General features: G+C 65.7%; 25 protein-coding genes and 1 pseudogene. 10 read left to right on the top strand and 16 right to left on the bottom strand.

Annotation, left to right across the window (positions count from 1 at the left end; all coding sequences use genetic code 11):
• The first annotated feature begins 55 nt into the window (after positions 1-55).
• A complete protein-coding gene (locus CH302_RS14680) occupies positions 56-472 on the top strand; it encodes a cold-shock protein (protein ID WP_170945744.1) in 417 nt (138 codons plus the stop codon).
• A 13-nt stretch (positions 473-485) separates the two neighbouring features.
• On the opposite strand, the gene CH302_RS14675 is transcribed toward CH302_RS14680, so the two are convergent.
• Genes CH302_RS14675 through CH302_RS14665 form a run of 3 tightly spaced genes read right to left on the bottom strand, consistent with a single transcriptional unit; the run spans position 486 to position 3,590 of the window.
• Complete coding sequence (locus CH302_RS14675; RefSeq protein WP_037187417.1) at positions 486-998, bottom strand: DUF2771 domain-containing protein; 513 nt, start codon at positions 996-998, stop codon at positions 486-488.
• Entirely contained in the window at positions 995-2,755 is a 1,761-nt protein-coding gene (locus tag CH302_RS14670; RefSeq protein WP_196250534.1) for an MFS transporter, read from the bottom strand. The genes CH302_RS14675 and CH302_RS14670 overlap by 4 nt, the downstream gene beginning before the upstream one ends.
• 4 nt (positions 2,756-2,759) lie before the next feature.
• The gene (locus CH302_RS14665) at positions 2,760-3,590 is read right to left on the bottom strand and encodes a glutaminyl-peptide cyclotransferase (protein WP_037188792.1); all 831 of its coding nucleotides are present in this window, start codon (positions 3,588-3,590) and stop codon (positions 2,760-2,762) included.
• A 41-nt stretch (positions 3,591-3,631) separates the two neighbouring features.
• On the opposite strand from CH302_RS14665, the gene CH302_RS14660 reads away from it, so the two are divergent.
• Genes CH302_RS14660 through CH302_RS14650 form a run of 3 tightly spaced genes read left to right on the top strand, consistent with a single transcriptional unit; the run spans position 3,632 to position 7,915 of the window.
• Positions 3,632-4,630 carry a DUF3027 domain-containing protein gene (locus CH302_RS14660; RefSeq protein WP_082323470.1) on the top strand — a complete coding sequence of 333 codons (999 nt, stop codon included), beginning with the start codon at positions 3,632-3,634 and terminating at the stop codon, positions 4,628-4,630.
• 23 nt (positions 4,631-4,653) lie between these two features.
• Positions 4,654-7,374 carry a sacsin N-terminal ATP-binding-like domain-containing protein gene (locus CH302_RS14655; RefSeq protein ID WP_230596142.1) on the top strand — a complete coding sequence of 907 codons (2,721 nt, stop codon included), beginning with the start codon at positions 4,654-4,656 and terminating at the stop codon, positions 7,372-7,374.
• Positions 7,364-7,915, top strand: a complete 552-nt coding sequence (locus CH302_RS14650; RefSeq protein ID WP_176460709.1) for a phosphatase PAP2 family protein — start codon at positions 7,364-7,366, stop codon at positions 7,913-7,915. The genes CH302_RS14655 and CH302_RS14650 overlap by 11 nt, the downstream gene beginning before the upstream one ends.
• Here CH302_RS14650 and CH302_RS30085 read toward each other — a convergent pair.
• Both CH302_RS30085 and CH302_RS14645 read right to left on the bottom strand, forming a co-directional pair.
• On the bottom strand, positions 7,884-8,027 hold the full coding sequence (locus CH302_RS30085; protein WP_155289340.1) for a hypothetical protein: 144 nt from the start codon (positions 8,025-8,027) through the stop codon (positions 7,884-7,886). The genes CH302_RS14650 and CH302_RS30085 overlap by 32 nt on opposite strands.
• A gap of 141 nt (positions 8,028-8,168) precedes the next feature.
• The gene (locus CH302_RS14645; protein ID WP_037187412.1) at positions 8,169-8,408 is read right to left on the bottom strand and encodes a DUF2530 domain-containing protein; all 240 of its coding nucleotides are present in this window, start codon (positions 8,406-8,408) and stop codon (positions 8,169-8,171) included.
• A 59-nt stretch (positions 8,409-8,467) separates the two neighbouring features.
• On the opposite strand from CH302_RS14645, the gene CH302_RS14640 reads away from it, so the two are divergent.
• From CH302_RS14640 to CH302_RS14630, 3 genes are read left to right on the top strand one after another with little or no spacing between them, the layout of a single operon-like run.
• Entirely contained in the window at positions 8,468-9,919 is a 1,452-nt protein-coding gene (locus CH302_RS14640; protein WP_037187411.1) for an NCS2 family permease, read from the top strand.
• Between the two features lie 52 nt (positions 9,920-9,971).
• Positions 9,972-10,400: a MarR family winged helix-turn-helix transcriptional regulator gene (locus CH302_RS14635; RefSeq protein WP_037188786.1), complete on the top strand. Its 429-nt coding sequence runs from the start codon at positions 9,972-9,974 to the stop codon at positions 10,398-10,400.
• A 57-nt stretch (positions 10,401-10,457) separates the two neighbouring features.
• Positions 10,458-11,729 carry an MFS transporter gene (locus CH302_RS14630; protein WP_094649965.1) on the top strand — a complete coding sequence of 424 codons (1,272 nt, stop codon included), beginning with the start codon at positions 10,458-10,460 and terminating at the stop codon, positions 11,727-11,729.
• A gap of 7 nt (positions 11,730-11,736) precedes the next feature.
• Here CH302_RS14630 and CH302_RS14625 read toward each other — a convergent pair whose 3' ends face one another.
• Genes CH302_RS14625 through CH302_RS14605 form a run of 5 tightly spaced genes read right to left on the bottom strand, consistent with a single transcriptional unit; the run spans position 11,737 to position 15,438 of the window.
• A complete protein-coding gene (locus tag CH302_RS14625; RefSeq protein ID WP_037187407.1) occupies positions 11,737-12,342 on the bottom strand; it encodes a response regulator transcription factor in 606 nt (201 codons plus the stop codon).
• The gene (locus CH302_RS14620; protein WP_052047311.1) at positions 12,339-13,469 is read right to left on the bottom strand and encodes a sensor histidine kinase; all 1,131 of its coding nucleotides are present in this window, start codon (positions 13,467-13,469) and stop codon (positions 12,339-12,341) included. Before CH302_RS14620 ends, CH302_RS14625 begins: the two co-directional genes overlap by 4 nt.
• Positions 13,470-13,508: 39 nt before the next feature.
• Positions 13,509-14,282, bottom strand: a complete 774-nt coding sequence (locus tag CH302_RS14615) for an ABC transporter permease (RefSeq protein ID WP_037187405.1) — start codon at positions 14,280-14,282, stop codon at positions 13,509-13,511.
• Positions 14,279-15,214 carry an ABC transporter ATP-binding protein gene (locus tag CH302_RS14610; RefSeq protein ID WP_037187404.1) on the bottom strand — a complete coding sequence of 312 codons (936 nt, stop codon included), beginning with the start codon at positions 15,212-15,214 and terminating at the stop codon, positions 14,279-14,281. Before CH302_RS14610 ends, CH302_RS14615 begins: the two co-directional genes overlap by 4 nt.
• Positions 15,211-15,438, bottom strand: a complete 228-nt coding sequence (locus tag CH302_RS14605) for a hypothetical protein (RefSeq protein ID WP_176460708.1) — start codon at positions 15,436-15,438, stop codon at positions 15,211-15,213. The genes CH302_RS14610 and CH302_RS14605 overlap by 4 nt, the downstream gene beginning before the upstream one ends.
• 144 nt (positions 15,439-15,582) lie before the next feature.
• Here CH302_RS14605 and CH302_RS14600 point away from each other — a divergent pair, with 144 nt between their 5' ends.
• Positions 15,583-16,896 carry an MFS transporter gene (locus tag CH302_RS14600; protein WP_037187402.1) on the top strand — a complete coding sequence of 438 codons (1,314 nt, stop codon included), beginning with the start codon at positions 15,583-15,585 and terminating at the stop codon, positions 16,894-16,896.
• Here CH302_RS14600 and CH302_RS14595 read toward each other — a convergent pair.
• Positions 16,893-18,092: a GNAT family N-acetyltransferase gene (locus CH302_RS14595; RefSeq protein WP_037187401.1), complete on the bottom strand. Its 1,200-nt coding sequence runs from the start codon at positions 18,090-18,092 to the stop codon at positions 16,893-16,895. The genes CH302_RS14600 and CH302_RS14595 overlap by 4 nt on opposite strands.
• 116 nt (positions 18,093-18,208) lie before the next feature.
• Here CH302_RS14595 and CH302_RS14590 point away from each other — a divergent pair, with 116 nt between their 5' ends.
• Both CH302_RS14590 and CH302_RS14585 read left to right on the top strand, forming a co-directional pair.
• Positions 18,209-19,012, top strand: coding sequence for a TrmH family RNA methyltransferase (locus tag CH302_RS14590; protein ID WP_037187398.1), 804 nt, complete (start codon positions 18,209-18,211; stop codon positions 19,010-19,012).
• Complete coding sequence (locus tag CH302_RS14585) at positions 19,009-19,278, top strand: DUF2537 domain-containing protein (RefSeq protein ID WP_037187396.1); 270 nt, start codon at positions 19,009-19,011, stop codon at positions 19,276-19,278. Before CH302_RS14590 ends, CH302_RS14585 begins: the two co-directional genes overlap by 4 nt.
• Before the next feature lie 114 nt (positions 19,279-19,392).
• On the opposite strand, the gene CH302_RS14580 is transcribed toward CH302_RS14585, so the two are convergent.
• The 5 genes and pseudogenes from CH302_RS14580 to CH302_RS30635 all read right to left on the bottom strand — a co-directional run.
• Positions 19,393-20,163, bottom strand: coding sequence for a DUF6928 family protein (locus CH302_RS14580; RefSeq protein WP_441347076.1), 771 nt, complete (start codon positions 20,161-20,163; stop codon positions 19,393-19,395).
• 83 nt (positions 20,164-20,246) lie between these two features.
• The gene (gene sepH / locus CH302_RS14575) at positions 20,247-21,152 is read right to left on the bottom strand and encodes a septation protein SepH (protein WP_037187393.1); all 906 of its coding nucleotides are present in this window, start codon (positions 21,150-21,152) and stop codon (positions 20,247-20,249) included.
• Between the two features lie 112 nt (positions 21,153-21,264).
• Entirely contained in the window at positions 21,265-21,936 is a 672-nt protein-coding gene (locus tag CH302_RS14570; protein ID WP_037187391.1) for a rhomboid-like protein, read from the bottom strand.
• Positions 21,937-22,027: 91 nt separating this feature from the next.
• The gene (serC, locus tag CH302_RS14565; protein ID WP_037187390.1) at positions 22,028-23,149 is read right to left on the bottom strand and encodes a phosphoserine transaminase; all 1,122 of its coding nucleotides are present in this window, start codon (positions 23,147-23,149) and stop codon (positions 22,028-22,030) included.
• Between the two features lie 69 nt (positions 23,150-23,218).
• Positions 23,219-23,331: pseudogene (locus CH302_RS30635) on the bottom strand (citrate/2-methylcitrate synthase); the annotation flags it as partial.

Raw genomic sequence — 23,331 nt, 5'->3', positions numbered from 1 at the left:
ATCGGTCCCACGAACAACGCAACTTTCTACAGCAACAGATGAACGGGTGAGCTCAGTGCCGACCGGCAAGGTGAAGTGGTACGACGTCGACAAGGGATTCGGATTCCTCTCGCAGGAGGAAGGCGAGGACGTCTACGTGCGTTCCTCGGCGCTGCCCGAGGGCGTCGAGGGCCTCAAAGCCGGTCAGCGAGTCGAGTTCGGTATGGCCGCGGGACGTCGCGGACCGCAGGCACTGAGCCTGAAGGTGCTCGAGCCGGCCCCGTCGGTGCGTCAGAACACCGGCAGCCCCCGCCGCGAACCCGTCGAGCGCAAGCACACCCCCGACGAGCTGCACGGGATGGTCGAGGACATGATCACGTTGCTCGAAGCGACCGTGCAGCCCGAGCTCCGCAAGGGCAAGTACCCGGACCGCAAGATCGCTCAGCGCATCTCCGAGGTGGTCCGGGCCGTCGCCCGCGAGCTCGACAGCTGATCTCGGGGACCGACTACGGGCGCGTGCCGATCGACCAGATGGCGTGGCTGACGAAGCCCTCCTGATTGGTGTCGGTGTCGATGATGCCGGTGGGCAGACGAATTTCGATTCCGAGCAGGGTTCGGTCGCTGTCGTCCGTGGTGGGCACCGTGACACTGAGCCTGGTTCCGGGTTCGTTGAACGCGCTGTCCTCGACGACATTTCCGCTGTCGTCGCCGTAGACCAGGGCGAGTACCCACGGTGCCGAGTAGACGGCCTCGGGGAGCGAGAGCTGCACCGCAGGGGCCTTGCCGACCTGAATCTCGGTGGTCTCTCCGACATTGGTGCACAGCGGGTCGCTGACGGCGCAGTACAGGTACGGCTCCACGTCGACGGCCCGGCCGTTGGCGTATGCGGAGACGACCGGTTCCTTCTCCGGCGCGTTCCCGATCAGCAGGGCGAGCACCGCGACGAACGCGACGGCGACGACGAGCAGACCCGTTGCGGTCAGGGCGGCGATCTTCTTGGTGCGGGGAGCGAGATTCACTTGGTCACGTTTTCGCCGAAGGAACCGTCGGACACTTCTTGTTCGACGTGGTCGGGGCGGTTGCCGCCGAAGCCGGGCAGAAGTGATCTGCCGCGGTAGGTGAGGAATGTCTGCACGAGCCCGATCGTAAGCAACACCGAGACCACGGTGAAACCGAGCCAGTACTCGGTGGGGAGCAGCACGCCGAGCGTGCCGCCCAGGACCCAGCACAGCTGCATGACGGTTTCCGATCGGCCGAATCCGGACGCGATCGACTCCGGCGGCAGGTCGGCTTGCAGGGATGCGTCGAGGGAGACCTTGGCGAGTGCACTGGCGCTCGACGCAACGAGCGCGGCCACCGCTGCGGTGAGCAGGCTGTCGGTGATCGCGGCGACGACGGCCACCACCGTGACGGCGAGCGTGCACCGAAGAACCACAAGGGATGGCCGGCCGAGCTTGATCCTGGCACCGAGCGCGTTGCCCGAGAAGTTGCCGAGACCGGCGGCGGCTCCGACGAGTCCGAGCATCGCGGCCTGCTGAAGCGGCTCGTGTTCGGTACGGGATTTGGCGACGAACGCGATGTAGAGCGTCAGGAAGCCGGTGAGAATCCGGATGGTGCCGTTACCCCACAGACCGACGATGACGGCCCGGCCCAGGGGCTGTCTGCGGTTCTTGGTGCTGCTCGACGTCGGCGGGGACGAGGTCGTGCGGCGGAGGTTCTCGGTCGGAGCACCGCTTCCGGCGTAATCGTGTCCACCGTGCTGCTCTGCGTGGTAGCTCAGGGTTGCGGGCACCTCGCCCTCGGTGATCTCCACCCAGGACGGGATGCGCATGCTCAGGTAGGCCCCGAGCACGGTGATCGCCGCGACGAACCACAGGGCTCCCGGCGAGCCTGCGACGAACGCGATGCCGCCTGCGACGGCACCGGCCGCGATGGTGCCGCCGAGCAGTCCGAACACCGTCAGACGGGAGTTGACGCGAACGAGGTCTATCTCCGGTGGCAGTACTCGCGGCGTCACCGCGCTCTTGAGCACCGCAAAGGACTTGCTGAGGACGAGCATGCCGAGCGCGGCCGGATACAGCACCCAGCTGTCGAAGTTGAACACCAGCACCACCGCCAGCACGGTGCGCAGCCCGAAGGACGTGGCGAGCGCGATGCGTCGGCCCTGCTGCAATCGGTCGAGCAGCGGTCCGATGAGCGGCGCGATCAACGCGAACGGCGCGATGGTGATGACGAGATACAGCGCGACCTTGGTCTTGTCCTCACCGGTGGCCGCGGAAAAGAAGAGAGTGTTGGCCAATGCGATCGCCAGCGCTGCATCCGATGCGAAGTTGGCCATGGTCGCGTAGGTCAGTGCAGTGAGACCGGACTTGTCGGCACCGTCGGCCTTCGCGGCTCGCTGGAACGACGCGATTCCCTTACCGGTCAGTTCGCGTCCGCGCATGGCTGCGACGCGGGTGACGGTCAGCTTCTTGGGCATCGGCGGCGGCTTGCGTGCACCGGCCTTGCCGCGCGCCGCAGTGATCTGCTCGGTACGCGGCGGGTGCAACGGCGGCAGCGGCTGACGTCGACTCGGAACATGGGTGGGCGTGAGAGGAACAGCGGGCGGGTAGTTCGCCAGACCGGGGTGCTCGAGGGTGTCAGGAGCGGAGCCTGCGGAGTGACCGGGTCGGTCAGGAGCACCGTTCTGCTCGGGGGCGTGAGCGGAGCCTGCGGAGTGATCCTGTTCTGAATCGTCCGCACCCGGTGGGGTGTGGGGGAGACGTGGATCGGTCACGGTGTCAATTCTGTCCTACCGGAGCGGTATCGGTGAATCGCACCTCGAAGATCGTGGGCCAGTATTTGCCGGTGACGAGGAATCGGTCGGTGCCGGGAATCTGCGCGATGCCGTTGAACACGTCGGCACCGCCTCGTTGAGAGGCCGACATCGAATTCCACAGGGGGGTGCCGTCGATGACGGCCGTCACCGCGCCGGTCTCGGGGTCGATGCGCATGATGTCGAACGTCTGCCACACGTTGGCGTACACCGATCCGTCGTCGGCGCATTCGAGTTCGTTCAGACGCTCCACCGGATTGCCGTCGAGAGTGACGTTCACGGTGCCCTCGGCGTCGAACGACGTGGGGTCGCGGAAGGTGAGGGTGGACGAACCGTCGCTCATCACGAGGCGGTCGGCCGATGCCTGCGTGCACAGCCCCCAGCCTTCGCCGTCGTAGTTCACTCGACGTTGCTCGGCGAGGGTGTCTCGGTCGCGGGCGATCGCGACGCCGTCCTGCCAGGTGATCTGCCACAGGGTGTCGCCGTCGACGGTGATGCCTTCGCCGAACAGGTCGGACGGCAGGTCGACGCGGTCGAGTTCGGTCATCGTGTCGAGCGATGTCCGCCTGACGAACGACGATCCTTCCAGTCCGGTGCCCTCGTAGAGCACGTCGCCGTCGATCTCGAAGCCCTGGGTGAAGGCGTCCTTGCCGCGGTCGTATTCGCGCACGACCTCGGTGGTCAGTGTCGGAACCGAGTCCGACGTCACCGGGGTCGGCTGCGTCGTCGACGAGCAGGCAGCGACTGCCAGTACCGAGGTGAGGGCGGCGACGAAGGTGCGGGCGCGGGCGGTCATTGCACCCATGATGGCAGCCCGAACTGGGCGTCACCGAGTCGATGCGGCAAACTGAATGTGTGAGTTTCGTATCTTCTCCAGAGCTCGATTCCATCCGCCCCGTCTTGGCCGATGCCGCGGACCTCGCGCGGCAGGCTCTGCTCGACCTGGGAGAGGGCGGTATCGGCGAGTACCTCGGGGTCACCGCCGAAGACGCCAGTGCGGCCACTCACCGGTTCGCCAGCGATCTCGAGGGGTATCGCGGATGGCAGTGGGCCGTTGTGGTCGCCGCCCCGGAGGACGCGGATCACGCCACGGTCAGCGAGCTGGTTCTGCTGCCGGGACCCGATGCCCTCGTGGCTCCGTCCTGGGTGCCCTGGGACGAGCGCATCCGTCCCGGTGATCTGGGCCCCGGCGATCTACTGTCTCCGCGCCAGGACGATCCCCGGCTCGTACCCGGGTACGTCGAATCCGGTGACCCTGCCGTCGACGAGGTGGCGGGCGAGATCGGTCTCGGCCGAACCAAGGTCATCAGCCTCGAAGGACGCCTCGACGCCGCCCAGCGTTGGCACGACGGCGACTTCGGTCCCGATACCGAGATGGCCAAGGCCGCGCCGTCGACCTGCGGGCTGTGTGGCTTCTACCTCCCCATCGCCGGCTCGCTGTCCGCCGCTTTCGGTGTGTGCGGCAACGAGTTCGCGGCCGACGGACACGTGGTGCATGCCGAGTACGGCTGCGGAGCGCACTCCGACACCGAACTCCCCACCGGAGCCGGATCGCCGCAATTCGAGCCGTACGACGACGCTGCACTCGACGTCATCGCCTCGCCGGTCGCTCCGGTCGAGCCTGCTGCTGTCACCGAGACAAGCGACACCGCCGAGACCACCGACACCGCCGAGACGACGGAAGAGGCTTCGGCTGCCCCGGAAGAGTCGGCTGCCTCCGAGGAGTCGGCGGCTGCCGAGGTCGTGGCGGCCGACCACGCCGAACCCGTCGCCGATGATGCGTCGAGCAACACCGATGTTGCTGCGCAGGAAGAAGCTTCGGCATCTCCGAGCTGATAGACCCGTTCGACACCGGGTCGTTGCGGGAGTCGATTCTCGCGGCGTGGGGCTCTTCTCCCACCCGGCTTCGGGAAGACTCGGCGTCCGAGTCCGATCTGGTGCGCGGGGGCTACCGCGATCGTCTGCTGACCGAGCTGGCTCAGAACGCGGCGGACGCCGCGCAGCGTGCCGGCGTCCCGGGCCGTCTGGCCGTGTGGACCGATAGGTTCGGCGCTCTGCATGTCGCCAATACCGGTGCGGCGCTCGATGTCTCGGGCGTACATGCCCTCACCGCGCTGCGGGCTTCGGCCAAGGGGGCGATGGATCCCGGCGTCGGACAATTCGGGGTCGGGTTCACCGCCGTGCGATCGGTGTCCGACGAGATCGAGGTGCGCTCCCGCAACGGCGGCGTGGCGTTCAGCGCACGGCGCACGCTCGAGGCACTGGCCGAGCGAGGATTGCCCTTGCCCGACACCGGCGTGCCGGTGCTGCGGCTCGCATGGCCGGTCGCAGATTCGCCCGCCGAGGGCTTCGACACCGAGATCGTGTTGACATTGCGAGCCGAGGTAGCGGCGGATTCTGTCGCAGCAGGCTTTGTGGACGAGGCCGTCGACCTGCTGCTCGAACTGGAGGCATTGAACTCCATCGAGATCGACGGCGTCGTGATCGGCTGCAGCAGAATCGAATTGGACGACCGATCCTCCGAGATCACGATCGGTGCGCGAACCTGGCGGCAGTTCACCACCCCGGCTGCCCGCTGGCTCGCTCCGGTTGTCGACGGTCTGCCCGTTCCCGCTCCGCCCGATGTGCTGCGCGCTCCGACTCGGTCGGACGAGCTACTGTCGTTGCCCGCGTTGGTCATTGCCGATGTGCCGATGCAACCCGATCGGCGACGCGTGTTGCCGGGTGTCTCGTTCGACGCGGTAGCGCACGGGTACGGGGACTTCGTGGCCTCGCTGCCTGCCGCATCCAGGGTGTCGTTCGTGCCCGAGGTCGGATTCGCTCGCAGTGAGGTCGACGGCGCACTGCGTGAACTCGTGTTTCGTCGATTGTCCTGCGCGCCATGGCTTCCCGGTGCGGACGGACGCGACCTCGTGCCCGAGCGAGCGAACGTCGTCGCGGATACCTCCGAGGAACTCGTCTCGGCGCTGGTCGATGTCGTACCGAATCCGGTCGACGCATCACTGTCGGGTGCGCGGTATGCCTCGGCGCTCGCGGCAGTGGGTGTGCACCGCATCGGGTTGGCGAGGCTGGCGGAAATGGTCGGTGGGCTCGATCGCGAGCCGAGTTGGTGGCGGCGACTGTTCGACGCGTTGACCCCACTCGTGGTCGACGGTGTGGCTGCGGAAGAGCTTGCTGCACTGCCTGTTCCGCTCGCAGACGGTCGTACGGTGACCGGCCCGCGGACGACGGTGATCGGCTCCGACGCCTCGGCGGCGGTCACCTGGGTGAGGCTGGTGCACCCGGACGCGGTGAGTCCGCTGCTGACGCGGCTGGGTGCCCGCGAGGCGACTGCGACCGAGCTGCTCACCGACCCGGCGCTCGAGGCGGCGCTGGACGATCTCGACTGGGACGAGAGCGAGGAGGTCGACGGTCTGGTCTCCGCCGTGCTCGCGTTGGCGGGAGAGGCGGGCGAACTACCCGGTTGGCTCGGCGGCCTGCCCCTCGAAGACGACGGGGGCGAACTGCGCAATGCCGACGAATTGTTGCTTCCCGGAGCGCCGTTGGCAGATCTGCTGATACAGGATTCACCGTTCGGTGTGCTCGCGCCTGCGGTGGTGGACAGGTTCGGTGAGCGGGCGCTGCGAGCAGTGGGCGTCGGGTGGGGATTTTCGGTGGTGCGTGACGAACTGCCGACCGGGCCGGATCACGATCTCGACGACGAGTCCGCATGGTGGTCGGGCCTGTCCGAGGAGCCGGACACACTCCTCGCGGTCCGGGATCTCGACCTCGTTCGATCGGACGGCTGGTCGGAGGCGCTGACCGTACTGTTGGACGACCCGAGCACCCGTGCGGCACTGGCCGATCGTGACGGCTACACCGCGTGGTGGATCGGGCACCATGCGCGACTGCATGATTCGCGTCCGATCAGCTTTCGGGCACCGTCCGACGAGACGTTCGCCGGGCTACTCGATCCGCTGGATCATCCGCGTGCCGACGAGTTGCACGCCGTGCTGAGCGCGTCGTTCTGTGACAGCGTCGACACTGCTCGAATTCTGTTGCGAGCGCTGTCGGATCCACAGCGGAATCCGACCCCTGCGGTGATCACGCGAACCCACACCCTCATCGCCACCGCTGTGGCGGAGCGGCGTATCGACGTGTCGGACATCGACCCACCGGATCGTGTCCGCACCCTCGGCGGCGCAGTCGTGGACGCGTCGGATGCGCTGGTGATCGATGCCCCGTGGCTGGCGAGCGTCGTACCACCGGAGGTGGCCGTGCTCTCGGATATGGCCACCGCCGCGGTACTGGCCGACGTGCTCGACATCAGGTCGGCGTCGGAGGCGATCAGCGGCGAGGTACTCGGAACGGGGAGGGTCAGCTCCTGGGACCGGGAACCCGGGGCTGTATCGGCCTGTGCGGTCATGGGATTGCCGCTGCCGTCCGGCGGGGTGGTGGTGCATCGCGAACTCGTGGTGCGGCTGTCCGGTGACGAGAGCGGCGAGCGAGCTGTCAGTGGAGATCGAACAGTCCCGTGGTGGGTGACCGCCGACGGAACGGTGCATTGTTCGCAGAGTTGGGAGCGACCTCGTGGGGTTTGACGGTGTGATCCTGGACTGGATGGTGGAGCATCGAGTCGGGTGGGTCACGACGATGTTCTGGATCATCACCACGGTGGGAAACACGCTCATGATGTTCGTGTTGTCGGCAGCGGCGTGGGGAGCTTTGCTGACGTCCAAGCGGAATGTCGACGCCTGGATGGTCGCGGGAGCGATGCTCACCGGGTGGGGGCTGATGAATGCGCTCAAATTCGCGTTCGCGCGGGAGCGGCCACCGATTCCGGAGCGGCTGGTGGATATTGCGAGCCATTCGTTTCCGTCCGGCCACGCGATGATGTCGATGGTGCTTGCCACGGTGGCGATCGCTGTGATGCTGCGATCGTCCACGCCGTGGCTGCATCGGCCGGTACTGCTCGTGTTACCTGTGGTCGCGTCCCTGCTGATCGGATTCTCTCGGATCTACCTGGGTGCGCATTGGACCACGGACGTGCTGGCCGGCTGGGTGTTCGGTGCCCTGTGGGGGCTGGGGTGGATCTATGCCGTCAGGCTGATCAGCGAGAGAAATCCGAGCGCTGGGCGATGACGAGCAGCTCGTCGCGCATGGCCGGGCTGGAGACAGCGTTGGCGCGTGCGTAGAGGGCGCGGAGCGAGCGGACGTGGTTACGGCGATTGCGGTACTGAGAGACGAGCTTCATGGCCTGGCTTTCGTGGATCAAGAGGTTGCTTTATCTGACATAACCCATGGTCCACGTTAACTTTGTGTTACTCAACCGGCTGAGGGGTTAGTTTGCCCACCTCAGGGGCGGTGTGGTGACCGGGCTTACGTGATCCTGATCTCAATCGAGGCCGCGTTGGGCGGTTTTGCTTCCGCGACGTGACGCCGCTCTCTGCATCAGGAAGATTCCGAACCCTACGGCACCGACTGCGATGCCGGACCAACACGTGGCGAGCGCATCGTCGGTGCGGTCCCCGGTCGCTGTGAACACCACGAGCGCGATAATCCAGCCGAGGATGCCGATGGCCAACACCGGCACCGGATCGGTGAGGCTGCGCGGGATCTGCGGGAGGTCGGTCACAAAATCACGCTACGCCACCATATTTCCCCAAGTCTCGCGGTGTGCTTTATCGTTCGCTCATGCAATTGTCGTCGCGGCTACTCGACAACTACTTCAAGATCACCGAACGAGGCTCGACGGTCGGATCCGAGGTCCGAGGAGGCGTGGTCACCTTCGTGGCCATGGCCTACATCGTCGTCCTCAATCCGCTGATTCTGGGCAGCTTCTCCGCCGACGACGCGGCCGCCAAGACCGATGTGCTCGGCAACATCCTGCCGGTCGCCCAGGTTGCCGCCGTGACCGCGCTGGTGGCCGGATTCATGAGCATCGCCTTCGGCATCATCGCCAACTACCCGTTCGGCATCGCGGCGGGCCTGGGCATCAACACCCTGCTCGCCGTGACGATCGCACCGCAGGTGACGTGGCCGGAGGCGATGGGGCTCGTCGTCATCGACGGCATCATCATCGTGCTGCTGGCGGTGACCGGATTCCGCACGGCGGTGTTCAACGCGATCCCGGCCGAGCTCAAGGCGGCGATCGCCGCCGGTATCGGCGCGTTCATCGCCTTCATCGGTCTGGTCGATTCCGGCTTCGTGCGACGTATCCCCGACGCCGCGGGCACGACGGTTCCCGTCGGGCTCGGCATCGACGGGTCCATCGCGTCGTGGCCGACGGTGATCTTCGTGTTCGGGTTGTTGCTGATGGGCGTGCTGGTGGTGCGCAAGGTGCGCGGCGGTCTGCTGATCGGCATCGTGGTCACAACGGTGCTGGCGGCGATCGTCGAGGCCGTCACCGATGTGGGTCCGTCCAACGGTGTCGACCCCAAGGGGTGGAATCTGTCGGTGCCGCAGTTGCCTGCACAGCTGGTGCAGTCGCCCGATCTGTCCCTGGTGGGCAACGTCGATCTCTTCGGAGCGTTCACCCGCATCGGTGTGTTGGCTGCGAGTCTGCTGGTGTTCACGCTCGTCCTCGCGAACTTCTTCGACGCGATGGGCACGATGACGGGGCTGGGCAAGGAAGCGAAACTGGACAAGGACGGAAAGCTGCCGAACATCGGTAAGGCTCTGGTCGTCGAGGGGGCCGGCGCAATCGTCGGAGGCGGCGCATCGGCGTCGTCGAACACCGTGTTCGTCGAATCGGCTTCCGGAATCGCCGAGGGTGCGCGTACCGGGCTGGCCAACGTCGTGACCGGATTGCTTTTCCTGTTGGCCATGTTCTTCACCCCTCTCACGGCCGTCGTTCCGATCGAAGCGGCTGCTCCGGCACTGGTCGTGGTGGGTGCGCTGATGATCGGGCAGGTTCTCGACATCGACTTCCGCCGCTTCGATTACGCGCTTCCCGCGTTCCTGACCATCGTGGTGATGCCCTTCACCTACTCCATCGCCAACGGGATCGGCGTCGGTTTCATCACCTGGGTGATACTCGCGGTCGGGTCCGGCCGCGCGAAGTCGGTACACCCCCTGTTGTGGATCGTTGCACTGCTGTTTGTTGCATATTTCGCGGTCGGACCCATCACCGAGGCGGTTACATGATGCGGGGTCGGTACCAGGGCGTATTCTCTGCGCTGTGACGTCGGGAAATGGTGTGAAGGACAATCGGGAATTGGCAAGCGATCTGTCGCTTGCGGTGGTGAGGCTGACTCGCCACCTTCGGGGTAGGCGAGTGGACTCGCAAGTCTCGCTCACTCAGCTGTCGGCTCTGGCCACGCTGAGTCGGGAGGGCGATATGACGCCGGGTGCATTGGCCGCGCGAGAGAAGGTCCAGCCGCCGTCGATGACGCGGGTGATCGCATCGTTGGCCGAACTCGGTCTGGTGGCGCGCACCCCACATCCGACCGACGGGCGGCAGGTGATCGTCTCGCTCTCACCGGCCGGTCGAGAGCTGATCGCCGACGAGGCCAGTGCCCGCGAAGCGTGGATGACCGCGCAGCTCGCAGGCCTCGGGCCCGAGCAGCTCGACACACTCCGTGACGCGGTGACGATCATCGGGGCCCTCGTGAGCGACTCCGAGTAGTTACCTAGGGTTATTATCTGAATGGTGGCCCCTGCTTCCCGTACCTCCAGCTCGACGATGTTCGCCGCCCTGAAGACTCACAACTACCGATTGTGGGCGTCGGGGCAGATCGTTTCGTTGGTCGGCACGTGGATGCAGCGGGTTGCCCAGGACTGGCTCGTTCTGACGCTGTCCGGCGGCAACGGCTTCGCCGTCGGCATCGTCATGGCCCTGCAGTTCGGGCCGACACTGTTCCTCTCGGTCTGGGGTGGGGTCCTGGCAGACCGCTACGACAAGCGCAAGCTACTCATGATCACCCAGGTCTTCGCCGCGGTATGCGGTCTGGTGCTCGGCGTGCTCGACGTCGGAGGGATGGTCGAGCTGTGGCACGTCTACGTCATCGCATTCATCCTCGGCTGCTCGTCCGCGATCGACGCTCCGGTGCGACAATCGTTCACCATCGAGATGGTCGGCAAAGAGACCCTCGCCAATGCGATCGCGCTGAACTCGATGACCTTCAACATGGCGCGCATCGTCGGGCCTGCCGTGTCCGGAGTGCTCATCACCCTCGTCGGCACCGGCTGGGTGTTTCTCATCAATGCCGTGTCGTTCGCGGCGGTGTTCGGTGCCCTCGTGGCGATGAACGTCGGTCAGCTCTTCCGCGTCGAACCGGCCCCACGCGCCAAAGGGCAGGTGCGGGAGGGATTTCGGTACGTCTGGGGGCGCGGTGACCTACGAGTCCTGCTGGCCACGGTCTTCATGGTCTCGACGTTCGGCCTCAACTTTCCGCTGAGTCTGTCGGTGTTGGCGCGCAACACGTTCGGGAGCGGAGCAGACGCCTACGGTCTGCTCTCGACAACCCTGGCAGTGGGCACGTTGGCCGGAGCGACTCTGGCTGCGCGGCGGGCGAGCGCGCCGCGCCTGCGGCTGTTCATCGGTGCCGTCATCGCATTCGGAGCCTTCGAGCTGCTCGTCGGATTGATGCCCAACTATCTGCTCGTGGCACTGTTGCTGATTCCCACCGGTGCCCTGACACTGACGTTCACGACGTCGGCGATGAACATTCTGCAGATGTCGGTGCCGTCCGACATGCGCGGACGCGTGATGGGCATCTACATGCTGTGCTTCCTCGGCGGTACTCCACTGGGCAGTCCGGTTCTCGGTTGGCTCGCCGACGCCCTGGATCCGCGGGCACCGTTGCTGTTCGGTGGGGCCATCTCTCTGGCGACCGGCCTCTTCGCGGCCGTGTATCTACTGCGGCACAACAATTTGCGGATCACCGTGGTACCGCCCGCCGACGGTCACCGGCTCCCCACCCTCGATACCGTCGCCGTGAGCACAAAGGTGTGACGGTGGGTCAGATCCAGCCGTGGCGTCGAGCGAGAGCGCAGGCCTCGTGTCGGTTCGCTGCACCCAGTTTCGCCGCGGCAGCGGACAAATAGTTGCGGGTGGTGCCGGGCGAAAGATGGGCCCGCCGTGCGATCTCCGCGATCGACGCGCCGTCGGCGGCGAACTCGAGCACATCGGCCTCGCGCGGAGTGAGCGGCGAGTCTCCGGCTCCGATGGCTTCCGCGGCCAGCGTGGGGTCGACGTAGCGCCCGCCGCCGTGCACGGTGCGCACCACCTCGGCCAGGGTCGCCGCCGAGGTCGTCTTCGGCAGAAATCCGCGCACACCCGCTTCGAGCGCCTTCTTCAGATAGCCCGGCCTGCCGTGACTGGTGACGATGATTGACGCGCAGGTGGGCAGCATCTCGGCGATCTTCTGGGCCGTCTCGATGCCGTCGATCCCGCCCATCTGCAGGTCCAACACGGCGACATCGGGGGCGAGAGAGGCCGAGACGGTCAACGCCTTTTCGCCGGAGTCGGCCTGCCCGACGATCTCGATGTCGTCCTCCAGATCGAGCATGGTCGCAAGCGCCGAACGAATGAGATTCTCGTCGTCGGCCAGTAGAACTCGAATCATGATGTCGTCCTAGGGTTCTCGATCGGTAGTGCCGCGGTGAGGGTGAATTCCTCGGAGGTCTTCTCCGTGTTCAGGGTGCCTCCGACCGCGACCAATCGTTCCCGCAACCCGCTCAGTCCTGTGCCGTCGTCGCGGCCGGACGATGCACTGGGATGGTCGTTGGTCAGGCGAATGCTGTTGTCGGTCAGCTCGATCCGGCAATAAGTGGCAGCAGAGTGGCGCAGAATGTTCGTCACTCCCTCGCGGACCACCCAGGCGGCCGCCTCGGCCGCGCGCTCGGACAGAACCGATGTCTCGCCGACCAGTTCGGTGGAGATACCTGCGGCGGACAGCAGTGATCGAGCTCCGTCGAGTTCCGATGCCACATCGACCGATCGATAGCCGCGAACCAGCTTTCGGGCGTCGGCCATGGATTCCTGGGCCAGCAGGCGAACCTCGTCCATCTGGCCCGCCGCTCGATCGTCACCCCGGCGAGCCAGCGTCGCGGCGAGTTCGCTCTTGACGGCGATGGCAGAAAGTGCGCGTCCGACGACGTCGTGCAGATCTCGAGAGAATCGCAGTCGCTCCTCGACAACCGAGAGTGCGGCAGCAGCGTCGCGAGTGGCGTCGAGTTCGGTGACGATGCGCAGCAACCACGCCGACAGTTGCACGGTGAACGCCATGAAGGCGATGAAGATGCCGAGTATCAGAGTTTCCACTGCCGGGGTTCCCACAGCCGCCGCGATCACAGCAGCGGCCACAGCCGCCGCCAGGGACCATCGCAACGGAATCAGGGTCGCGACCGCAGTGGTGACGAGTACGGCGGCCCACAGTGCGTTGCTCGTGGTCCCGCCGGCAACCAGCACCACGGCGGCGACTGCCGTGATCGCCAACGGAATTCGTGGGCTGGCCGTCGACTCACCGCCGAGCGCGGGGGTGCGCTGCACCACCACAAAAGCGGCGGCGGCGCAGACAGCAGTCGCTGCCATCGACAGATAGTCGTCGTACTGCAGAGATGTCAGCATCGCTCCGACGGCAACACCGACGGTGATGAGCAGGAAGGACTGGCGGGTGTAGACGCGCACCTTGTCCACTGCACTGCTGTCGTTCCAGCCGTGCAGTGGATTGAGGTACTGGTGCAACTTCATGATCTCCAGCCTTGCAGACGGTCGACGAAAGGGTGTGATCTAGGACCGCGGTTCCCAACGGAAGTGCGTGCGGGCGATCAGGAGGCTGCCGACGATCCACGCGAGCATCACCAGCAGCGGCATTCCGGCTTCGGTGAAGGTGGCAGCGAAGCCGATGGACGCGTCGCCGGGCGTGGTGGTGCCGAACCAGCCCAGGTTCAGCAGGTCCGACACGGCCGCCATCGGGGTCAGCTCGACGACTCGGCTCAGCGAATCCGGGAGAACGTCGCGCAGCATGGCCGAGCCGGCCATGGCGATCAGAATGACCGGCAGGCTGGTGATCTGGGCGGCCTCGGCGTTGCGAGTGAAGGCAGAGGTGATCAACGCCAGTGCGGCGAACAATGCGGCTCCGCCGAGGAGGGCCACGGCGACGAGCAGTGCGTTGGTAGGAATGGGCCCACCGAAGGCCAGAACTACAGCTCCGACGATCAGGCCCAGTGCGACGGTGAGGACGAACGAGGGGACCGCCGGTCCCAGCAGAATCTGGATGTCCGAACTCTCTCCGGTTCGAAGTCGCTTGAGCACCAACTCGTCTCGACGTGTGGCGTAGATCGAGAGCATGTTGTAGTAGACCATGAACACCAGCAGGAACAGGGCGAAGAACTCGAGCGCCGCTCCGACGCCCACGTCGGTCAATCCGTCGTCGCTGCGACTGCTGATGATCAGCATGACCAGCGGTAGTACGAGAGGTATGACGGACGCGTTGAACAGCAGTACTCGGTTGCGTCCGAGCAGTGTGAACTCTGCTCGTGACAGTGCGGTCATCGTGCTCATGCGCTCATCACCTTCGTGTGTGTGAAGTCAGGATTGTCGAATTCGTCTGCAATGGAGAGGAATACGGTTTCGAGTGATGCCGCGCGGGCGTCGAGTCCGTGCAGGGTCACCCCGTTGGTGCGGGCCCACACGAGCAGGTCGGTCAACGTGTCCTGTACCGAGGACGTCTGGATCGAGATGGTGTCTCCCGAGACGTCGATGGCGGTACCGGGCAGTGTCGGCAGCGCGGTACCGGGGGCCTGCAGTTCGATCTTCGCCGGATGGTCCGCGACCACCTCGTCGACCGTTCCACTGCGAACGACCCTGCCGCGGTGCATGATCGCGAGTCGATCGCACAGCGACTCGGCCTCGTCCAGGTAGTGCGTCGTCAACATGATCGTCACGCCGGAATTCTTCAGCTCTTGAATCAGCCGCCATGTGTTGCGGCGACTTTCGGGATCGAGACCGGTGGTGGGCTCGTCCAGGAACAGCACTCGAGGACGGCTGATGATGGCGCACGCCAGATCCAGTCTGCGTTGCTCGCCGCCCGAGAGAAGCTTCACCCGGGTATCGGCGCGGTCGGCCAAGTCGACTCGCCCCAGCACCTCGTCCACCGGCAGTGGATTGCTGCACGTGCCCGCCCACATCCGCAGGCTCTCCGCGGTGGTCAGATCCTGGGGCAGGCCGCCTTTCTGCAGCATGATGCCAAGAGACGGTCGAACTTTGCGGCGATCGGACACCGGATCCATTCCCAGAATCCGCACCGTGCCTTCACTCGGCCGTGAAAGTCCTTGAATGACTTCGAGAGTGGACGTCTTGCCGGCACCGTTGGTGCCGAGCAGGCCGAACAGCTCACCCTCGGCGACCTTCAGATCGAGCGCCTTGACGGCCTCGAAAGCGTTCTTGCCCGAGCCGTAGCGGCGAGTCATGCCATCGACTTCGATGATGGTCATGATTGCTTCTCCCAGTGGCGGAGTCCGATGACGAACCGCACGCCCATGAACGCGACGATGACGCCGAGTGCGACGAACGCCGGAAGTGATGCGCCGACGATCGCGAACAGCACGGCGATGATCGCGAGACTGATGACGATGACGACGATCTCACGCGCCATCGTCGGAGCCGGTCCGAGCTCCATCAGATCGGTGAACAGGTTTCCTTCGTCTGGTTGCTTCATGACTACGAGTCTGCTGCGCCCGAACCACCGAAAACAGTGCAGCGCATCATGACCTGAGGTGACACCGTCACGGTGTAGCCATGACAAAAGTCATGCGCTGTCCGACTGCTCCCTGTGTGCCAGGTATTCGGGTACTTTCAGCACGTGAATCGCACCGAGTCGGCGAGCTCCGACCGTCGTAGGCAGGTACGCGTCATTCTGGCGGGTTCGGTACCGAACCTCGTGCAGTGGTTCAACCTCTACCTCTACGCGACCTTCGCGCCGTATTTTCGGACCGAGTTCTTCGATCCGGCCTCGACCAATTCACTCGTGTACGTCTACGGACTCTTCGCACTGACCTTCGTCGTCCGACCGCTCGGTTCGTGGCTGTTCGGCAGGCTCGCGGACGTGCGAGGCCGACAGTTCGCGCTCGTCGCTGCGGTCACGCTGATGTCGGCCGGATCGGTCGCTCTGGCGGTCACTCCCACCGTCCACGACATCGGCGCCTGGGCCGCGGTGATCCTCGCGGTCGTGAGCATCGTCCAAGGCATCGCAACCGGCGGCGAGTACGCGGCGGCGACGGTGCTGCTCTCCGAATCGGGCACGCGAGGACATCGCGGATTCTTCGCGTCGTTCCAGGCCGCGACCATCGTCGGCGGCCTCGTGCTCGCACAGACGTGTCTACTCGTGCTCCTCGCGAGCACGGACCGCGCGGCAATCTCCGAATGGGGTTTTCGCCTCGCGTTCGCCGCGGGAAGTGCGGCGGGCCTCGCATCGCTGTGGTGGGCGCGCGGACTCGATCGCGCGCCCCGTGAACCGGGAGCACCCCGGGCGGACCGAGACGCCACGATGGGAGCGTTGTTTCGCGATCACCGGCGTCCGCTCGTCTGGGTGTTCTTGCTGACCGCGGGAGGGAGTGCGGCGTTCTACACCTACACGGTCACGGTTCCCTCGATCGTTCGCGAGACGTTCTTCGCTGCGGACGGCACCGGGGGAGAGCTCGTCGCGACCGGGCTCGTGCTCGCGGCCTTCGTGGTGTTGATGGTGCTGCAGCCGGTCGGCGGCGCACTGAGCGACCGCATCGGAAGAAAGCCCCTTCTCGTTGCGTTCGGGGCGCTGGGGATACCGGCGACCGGAGCACTGGTGCTGGCGACCACCCGGGTGACGTCTCCGCCTGCGGTCTTCGCCATCCTGGTGTGCGCGTTCCTCGTCCTCACGTGCTACCTGTCGGTGAACGGCATCGCCAAGGCCGAAGTGTTCCCCGCGCACATTCGTGCGTTGGGCGTCGGCTTCGGTTACGCCGTGGCGAACTCCCTCTTCGGAGGCACGGCACCGTTGATCTACCACGCCACGAGCAGCCACGGCAGTGTCGACTTCATCGTCTACCTGACGTTGCTGCTCGCGGTGACGCTGGGTGCCGCCCTCTGGATGCGAGGTGGCTCGGCCACCGCGCTGGATGCGCCGAACAGCCGGCTCTAGAAACCCCAACCCATGACGGCCGGGCGCGCTGTTCCGAACGTCAGATCCAGCGCATGCAGAGATTCCTCGTTGCGTGCGGTGAGGCGGTTGGCCGCGGCGAACAAGCGGGCTCGATGGGTGCCGAAGTAGATGCTCGCGAGCACGTCGATGTCGAGTTCGATGTCCGGTTCGGACTCCACCCGGGTGCAGGTCGCACGACCGTCGGTCACGGTCAGCGAGTAGGTGCCGCCCGCATCGAGGAAGGGATCCCGCACCGCGATGACCAGCGAGGTGTCGAGCGCGTAGGTACGCGCCTCGAGCGCTGCCTCGACGTGCATGATGCGGCCCCACAGTGCGTCGTGGTGAGCCGTGACTTTCGGTAGCCGATTGTTGGTCAGCAGGAACGGCAGTACTTCGTCTCGGGCCTGCCGTACCTCGATGGTGTCGACCAGGTCCACTCCGACGAGTATCTGCCACAGCGCGGCGTACGCGTCGTCGGTCACCGCGATGAATTCCTCCACCACCACTCGGCTCGGGTTGCGTCCGCGTCGGTAGGCGACATAGCCGTCGGGATGGACGATGAAGAACAGAGCCGTCAGTCCGCCGCGTCGGTTCTCGCGGTCGGCGAAGAACCGCTCCCAGCGGATCGGCGGCTTGGGCTGCGCGCCTGCGGTCTGCTGCTGCCACCGGTGGTAGATGTCGGGCAGCAGTCCGGCGGCCTCGGCCGACTCGATCAGCCGCACCCCGGTTGCCGGGGGAGCGTCCTTGCGGAACTGCGCGAATCGTCGGTCGATCGAGACGCTGATCTCCTCGGTCACCGGCCCGTACCCGAAGCGTCCGTAGATCGTCGCCTCGCTGGCCGTGAGCAGGGACAGGGGTGCGCCGGCGTCGTTCAGTGCGCGGTGCTGCTGGGTGAACATCGATCGCAGGATGCCGCGTCGACGATGCGTCGGTGCGACCGACACCCAGGAGACTCCGGACGCCTCGACCTGCGCACCACCGGGAACGGTGACCGACATCGGGAAGTGCATGGCCACACCCACCGGGGTCTCGCCGTCCCACGCCAGGTACACGTGCTCGGACTGGGTCAGGATCTGTGTCTCGGCCAGGTCCTCGGCGTTCTGGTGCTCGCCGAATGCGTGGGCGTCGAGCAGCGCGACGGCATCCCAGTCGTCGTCGGTGGCGGTGCGGATGGTGATCGATTCGTCGGTAGTCATCGCTCTTTACTTTTCCATACAGGAGTGGAGCCCGCGGAACGACCCGAAAAATCTGCCGTACAGAAGGAGGCCTTCGCCGAGGGACTGCCAGAAATGCCGGGTGACAAGATGGGCACGTGGTGCATGTAATCGATATCGACGACCCATCGGACCCGCGACTGGACGATTTTCGCGATCTCAACTCCTCGGATCGGCGACCCGACCTGCCCGAGGGCAAGGGATTGGTGATCGCCGAGGGCGTGTTGGTCGCGCAGCGCCTGCTGACCTCGCGCTTCCCGATGATCAGCCTGCTGGGCGTGGATCGACGGCTCGACACCTTGCGCGACGATCTGGCAGATTCCGACGTCCCGTTCTATCGGACGTCGGCGGAGGTGATGGCCGAGGTCGTCGGATTCCATCTCAATCGCGGCGTGCTGGCAGCGGCGAACAGGCCACCGGCTCTCGATCTGGACGAGGTGTTGGCCGACGCGAAGACGGTGGCGATCCTCGAGGGCGTCAACGACCACGAGAATCTCGGGTCGATGTTCCGCAACGCGGCCGGTCTCGGGGTGGATGCAGTGCTGTTCGGGGCCGCGTGCGCTGATCCGCTCTATCGACGGTCGGTGCGGGTATCGATGGGGCATGTGCTGCGAGTGCCGTTCGCCAAGGTGCCCGAGTGGCCGCGCGGTCTCGATCGCGTTCGCGCGCACGGTTTTCAGCTGATCTCGCTGACACCCAATCCGTCGGCGGTGTCGCTTGCGGCGGCGATGACGGGGGAGAAGGTGGCGTTGTTGCTCGGCGCGGAGGGACCGGGTCTGACCGAACATGCCATGCGTGCCACGGACATTCGCGCTCGTATCCCGATGGCACCCGGCACCGATTCACTCAATGTGGCGACGGCCGCTGCGATGGGGTTCTACGAACGTGTGCGCCTGACGTGAACGACCACGACCCGGGCGTCCGCTGGACCGGAATCCCGATCGCCGTGATCTCGGCGGCGCTGGTGAGTGTGGCACTGACGGCTTTCGGTCTGGAACTGGCCAGAATTCACCCGCTGCTGGCGATCGGTCTGAACATGATCGTCGTCGCGGGTGCGGCACCGACGGTCATGCGGTGGCTCACGATACCGGTGTGGCGCTGGGCCGTGTACGGAGCCGGAATCGGTTCCATCCTGAGCTTCGTGGCACTGGCGGCGCTGGCGTTCTGACAGTCGTCTTCTTCGTCGGTCTCCGACAGCGGGCAGAGTTGCGCACTACCGTCGACAATCGGCGGAAACCCGTCGATCAGCGGTGGTTGCGTGCAACTGTGCCCACCCGAGCCACTATTTGCGCGAGAACCAACGCTTCTTCGGTCGCGGTGCCTGTTCCTCGGGGGCGTCGGGCATCGGTTCCTGTGCGCCACGGCCGTTCGAGCTTCGGCTCTGCTGGTTCGGTGGCGGTGGCTCCTGCCCCGGAACGTACATCGTGAAGCCGCAGACCGGCAGGGTGTTCGGATCGAATTCGTCCGCGTGCGGTGCGCCGGTGTAGCGGAATCCGAGCCACTCGGCGTTGGCGGCCTCGGCGAATTCCTGCGGGTGGAACGGCAGCGATTGCGGATCCGGCATCACTCCGGGTGGATAGATCAGCGGGTGCTCACCGGCCCAGAACGACCGCTCCCACACCAGTGGCAGGCCCGCGTCCTCGTAGATGTACACCGGAGTGGCGCTGAAGGATCGGCGGAATTCTCCGCGCTCCCAGTACGCGAACGCACCCCAGGCGTGTTGGGGATCCGAGGCGACGAGGTAGGTGTGCTCGGACGCCAGAGGGCGAGTGAAGGATTCGGGAAGCGTCGACGGTGTGGGCACCGCGAGATTGGATCCGCAGACCACGGTGACGCCCGGGTAGCAACCGATGAAGACGTGATCGTCGTCCACGCCTGCCGAGGTCGATATCGGGCCCTGTCCGAGGGGCACTGCCGTCAGGTGGGGGTACAGACGTCCGACGAGTGCGGTCGCAGCATTCCAGTCCGAGGTGTTGGCCTCTCGGAGTACAGAAATGGGATCCGGTGCGTCCACGTACCAGATCGTTGATGCTTTGGCCCCCACTACCGGCACCTCTCTCTCCGTTACTTCCTGGGAAGCCTACGGTGTGAGCGTCGGCGGTTCTGCACCGCGCGGCACATCGGTCACATCGGAACTCAGTTGTGGCCGCTGCTGCGAACTCCGAGCAGGACGTCCTCCCACGACGGCATGGCCGGCTTGCCGCGCTTGTCCTTGCCACTGGTGTGACCGGCGGCAGGCTTGGGTGCGGGCCTGGGCTCCCTGGCCACCGGTTCGCGCGGCTGCTCGGGCTCGGGAGCAGGCGCATCGTCCACCTCGACCTCGATGGTCTCCACGTCGATCTCGCTGTCGGCTGTGGTGCCGTAGTACTCGTCGAAGCTCTGCTGCGAGGCCTCGTCGTCGTCGACGAGGTCCTCGGAGGACGTGAGTGCGCGGACCGGTGCCAGACCGCGCAGTTGACGTCCGAAGTCGGGATCGATCAGTTCGTGTGCGGTGTCGTCGAGCGGCGCGATGGTGCCGCCGTGGCCGTCGGGCAGGAACTGCCAGTGCGCCTTGTTGGTGGTGCGGCCGGCCTGCCACTTCAGCTGTGCGACCCACTTGTTGTCCTCGTCGCGCCAGGCGTCCCACGTCGCGTCGTCGAGGTTGTGGCCGCGAGCGCGGAAAGCGAGGGTGACGATCTCGAGCAGGGTCTGCACGGCCGGACCGTCGTGGCGCAGTGGATGACCGGACTGGGCCATCGACGCGGCCTGCGAGCGTTCGAGCAACACCGGGTGAGCGAACACCTCGACGCGGCTGATGGCCATTCCGGAGTCGGCGGCAACCTGTTCGATGGTCGCTCCGCTGCGAATACGGGCCTGAATTTCCTTCGGCCGAAGCAAGCTGTCCATTTCGATCTCAATCTGTCCTAGTCGAGCGATGTCGCCGCGTGAGGCCGCGCGGAGTTTGTCGTCGGCTGGAAGCCGGAATCTGTCGCCGGTCTTGGGATCTGCGCACACGACGAACTTTCCGTCGGCCTCGAGACCCACCACACGTAAGTCTCGCACCTTGACCTCCTCATCGCGCCGGCTCGCGATACCGTCGAATTCGAGCCTAGTTCACCTGCCGTATTCGGCGGGTGTTCGACACGCATCGCTTCCGCCGACGATCGTTTCCCTATCAGAGGGTAGACAGCTGCGGGCTCGGCTGCACCCATTCGGTCGATGTTCCATCAATTGCTTTGTGCGACAACGTCGATGCGTCCCTACGAAGGTAGAGGGCACCGAGGCCGAGGCCGATGGTCAGGGCAATCGCGTGGCCGACGGCGGTGAAGGACGGGTCCGACACTCCACTGAAGGCGACGACGCCGATCCACAGGGCGGCCCAGCCCGCACGCCACGGCATCGGCAGATACCTGATCATCGATCCTGCGACCGCTGCCGCTGCGTAGCTGACGCCGACGTCGACGGCCATCGCCAACGAGTCCGCGAGCCAGTCGTTGTGAATGCCGATGAGCAGGCCCGTGGCCACCAATGCCGTCGCACCGAGGTGTCCGGCGCTGAAGGTCAGCAGAAAGCGTCGCCAGCCGGAGACCCACTCGGCGACGGCGAACAACAGGGCGACCGCGGCCAACCACAACCAGTTCACCCGTCCTTCGGTGAGGAAGACGCTCGTGACGAGGGTGGCGAGGTGGCCGTCGGTCAGATTGTGCAGATTGGTGCTCGCCGCATGCAGTACGTGCCAGCGATCGTGCGGGCCGATCTGGCCCAGCGCGATAATTCCCGCTGCCGCGAGCGCGCAGTACACCAGAGTCACCCGAATCCGTAGCGCGAATGCCAGGAGCCTGTACATACGAGCGCTCCCTCCGCGGTCGTTACGCTTGCTTACTTGATAGCAAGTGTATGCCGCGAAGGGAGCGCTGTAGCTGTGAGCTTGCTGGTAATCAGCTCAGCGTGGACACGACCCAGTCGATGCTCTTGGTCAGTGCGGTGATGTCGTCCGGCTCGATGGCCGGGAACATACCGACACGCAGCTGGTTGCGGCCGAGCTTGCGGTACGGCTCGGTGTCGACGACGCCGTTGGCGCGCAGGATCTTGGCGACCTGAGCTGCGTCGACCTTCTCGTCGAAGTCGATGGTGCCGACGACCTGGCTGCGGTGATCCGGGTTCGTCACGAACGGCGTCGCGAATTCGCTCTTCTCGGCCCAGTCGTACAGGCGTGAGGACGAATCGGCGGTGCGCTTGGTGGCCCAATCGAGGCCGCCCTGCGAGTTGAGCCATTCGATCTGGTCGGCGAGGAGCAGCAGGGTCGCCACGGCCGGGGTGTTGTACGTCTGGTTCTTGCTGCTGTTGTCGACGGCGATCGGCAGCGACAGGAAGTCCGGGACCCACCGATCCGTGGCAGCGATCTCGCTGACGCGCTCGAGCGCGGCCGGGCTCATCAGCGCGATCCACAGGCCACCGTCGGCGGCGAAGCACTTCTGCGGAGCGAAGTAGTAGACGTCCGAGTCGGCGACGTTCACCGGCAGACCGCCCGCACCGGAGGTGGCGTCGATCGCGATGAGGGCGTTCTCGGAGCCGGCCGGACGGCTGACCGGGATGGCCACGCCCGTAGAGGTCTCGTTGTGCGCCCAACCGATGAGGTCGACGGAGGGGTCGGAGGTGGGCTCGGGCGCACTGCCCGGCTCGGCCTTGACGACGATCGGATCACCGATGAACGGGTTGTTCTTGGCCACCGAGGCGAACTTCGAGCTGAACTCGCCGTTGGTCAGGTGCAGCGACTTCTCGCGAATGAGGCCGAAGGCAGCAGCGTCCCAGAACGCGGTGGTGCCACCGTTGCCGAGGACGACCTCGTAGCCCTCGGGCAGCGAGAACAGATCCTTCAGGCCACTGCGCACGCGTCCGACGACGTCCTTGACGGGCTTCTGACGGTGGCTGGTGCCGAACACGGAAGCGCCGACGTCGACCAGGGACTGCAGCTGCTCGGGGCGAACCTTGGACGGGCCGCAACCGAAGCGTCCGTCGGCGGGCAGGAGATCGGCGGGAATGATCGGCAAATCGGCCATGGAGTAGCGCGTCCTAGCGTCGATGGAATATGGCCTCCACAGGCTAGTCGGGTGTCATGACACCGTCGACTACCGGATCAGGTCCCAGCCGTCGACGGACTCGGGGGTGCGGGGTTCGGGGCCGGTGTAGAGGGCGGCCGGTCGGACGAGCTTGCCCAGGCGCTTCTGTTCCAGGATGTGTG

Source organism: Rhodococcus sp. 15-2388-1-1a (assembly GCF_002259145.1).
Classification (GTDB): Bacteria; Actinomycetota; Actinomycetes; order Mycobacteriales; family Mycobacteriaceae; genus Rhodococcoides.
Note: the sequence above shows the minus strand (reverse complement) of the source record. Positions and strands in the feature narration are given on the sequence as shown.

What these genes read in the sequence shown, in the direction of transcription:
- CH302_RS14630 (WP_094649965.1), top strand. Translation starts at nt 10,458, where the DNA reads ATGTTCGCCGCCCTGAAGACTCACAACTACCGATTGTGGGCGTCGGGG.
- CH302_RS14640 (WP_037187411.1), top strand. Translation starts at nt 8,468, where the DNA reads ATGCAATTGTCGTCGCGGCTACTCGACAACTACTTCAAGATCACCGAA.
- CH302_RS14625 (WP_037187407.1), bottom strand. Translation starts at nt 12,342, where the DNA reads ATGATTCGAGTTCTACTGGCCGACGACGAGAATCTCATTCGTTCGGCG.
- serC (WP_037187390.1), bottom strand. Translation starts at nt 23,149, where the DNA reads ATGGCCGATTTGCCGATCATTCCCGCCGATCTCCTGCCCGCCGACGGA.
- CH302_RS30085 (WP_155289340.1), bottom strand. Translation starts at nt 8,027, where the DNA reads ATGAAGCTCGTCTCTCAGTACCGCAATCGCCGTAACCACGTCCGCTCG.
- CH302_RS14660 (WP_082323470.1), top strand. Translation starts at nt 3,632, where the DNA reads ATGCGGCAAACTGAATGTGTGAGTTTCGTATCTTCTCCAGAGCTCGAT.
- CH302_RS14620 (WP_052047311.1), bottom strand. Translation starts at nt 13,469, where the DNA reads ATGAAGTTGCACCAGTACCTCAATCCACTGCACGGCTGGAACGACAGC.
- CH302_RS14605 (WP_176460708.1), bottom strand. Translation starts at nt 15,438, where the DNA reads ATGAAGCAACCAGACGAAGGAAACCTGTTCACCGATCTGATGGAGCTC.
- CH302_RS14595 (WP_037187401.1), bottom strand. Translation starts at nt 18,092, where the DNA reads ATGACTACCGACGAATCGATCACCATCCGCACCGCCACCGACGACGAC.
- CH302_RS14610 (WP_037187404.1), bottom strand. Translation starts at nt 15,214, where the DNA reads ATGACCATCATCGAAGTCGATGGCATGACTCGCCGCTACGGCTCGGGC.
- CH302_RS14570 (WP_037187391.1), bottom strand. Translation starts at nt 21,936, where the DNA reads ATGTACAGGCTCCTGGCATTCGCGCTACGGATTCGGGTGACTCTGGTG.
- CH302_RS14615 (WP_037187405.1), bottom strand. Translation starts at nt 14,282, where the DNA reads ATGAGCACGATGACCGCACTGTCACGAGCAGAGTTCACACTGCTCGGA.
- CH302_RS14665 (WP_037188792.1), bottom strand. Translation starts at nt 3,590, where the DNA reads ATGACCGCCCGCGCCCGCACCTTCGTCGCCGCCCTCACCTCGGTACTG.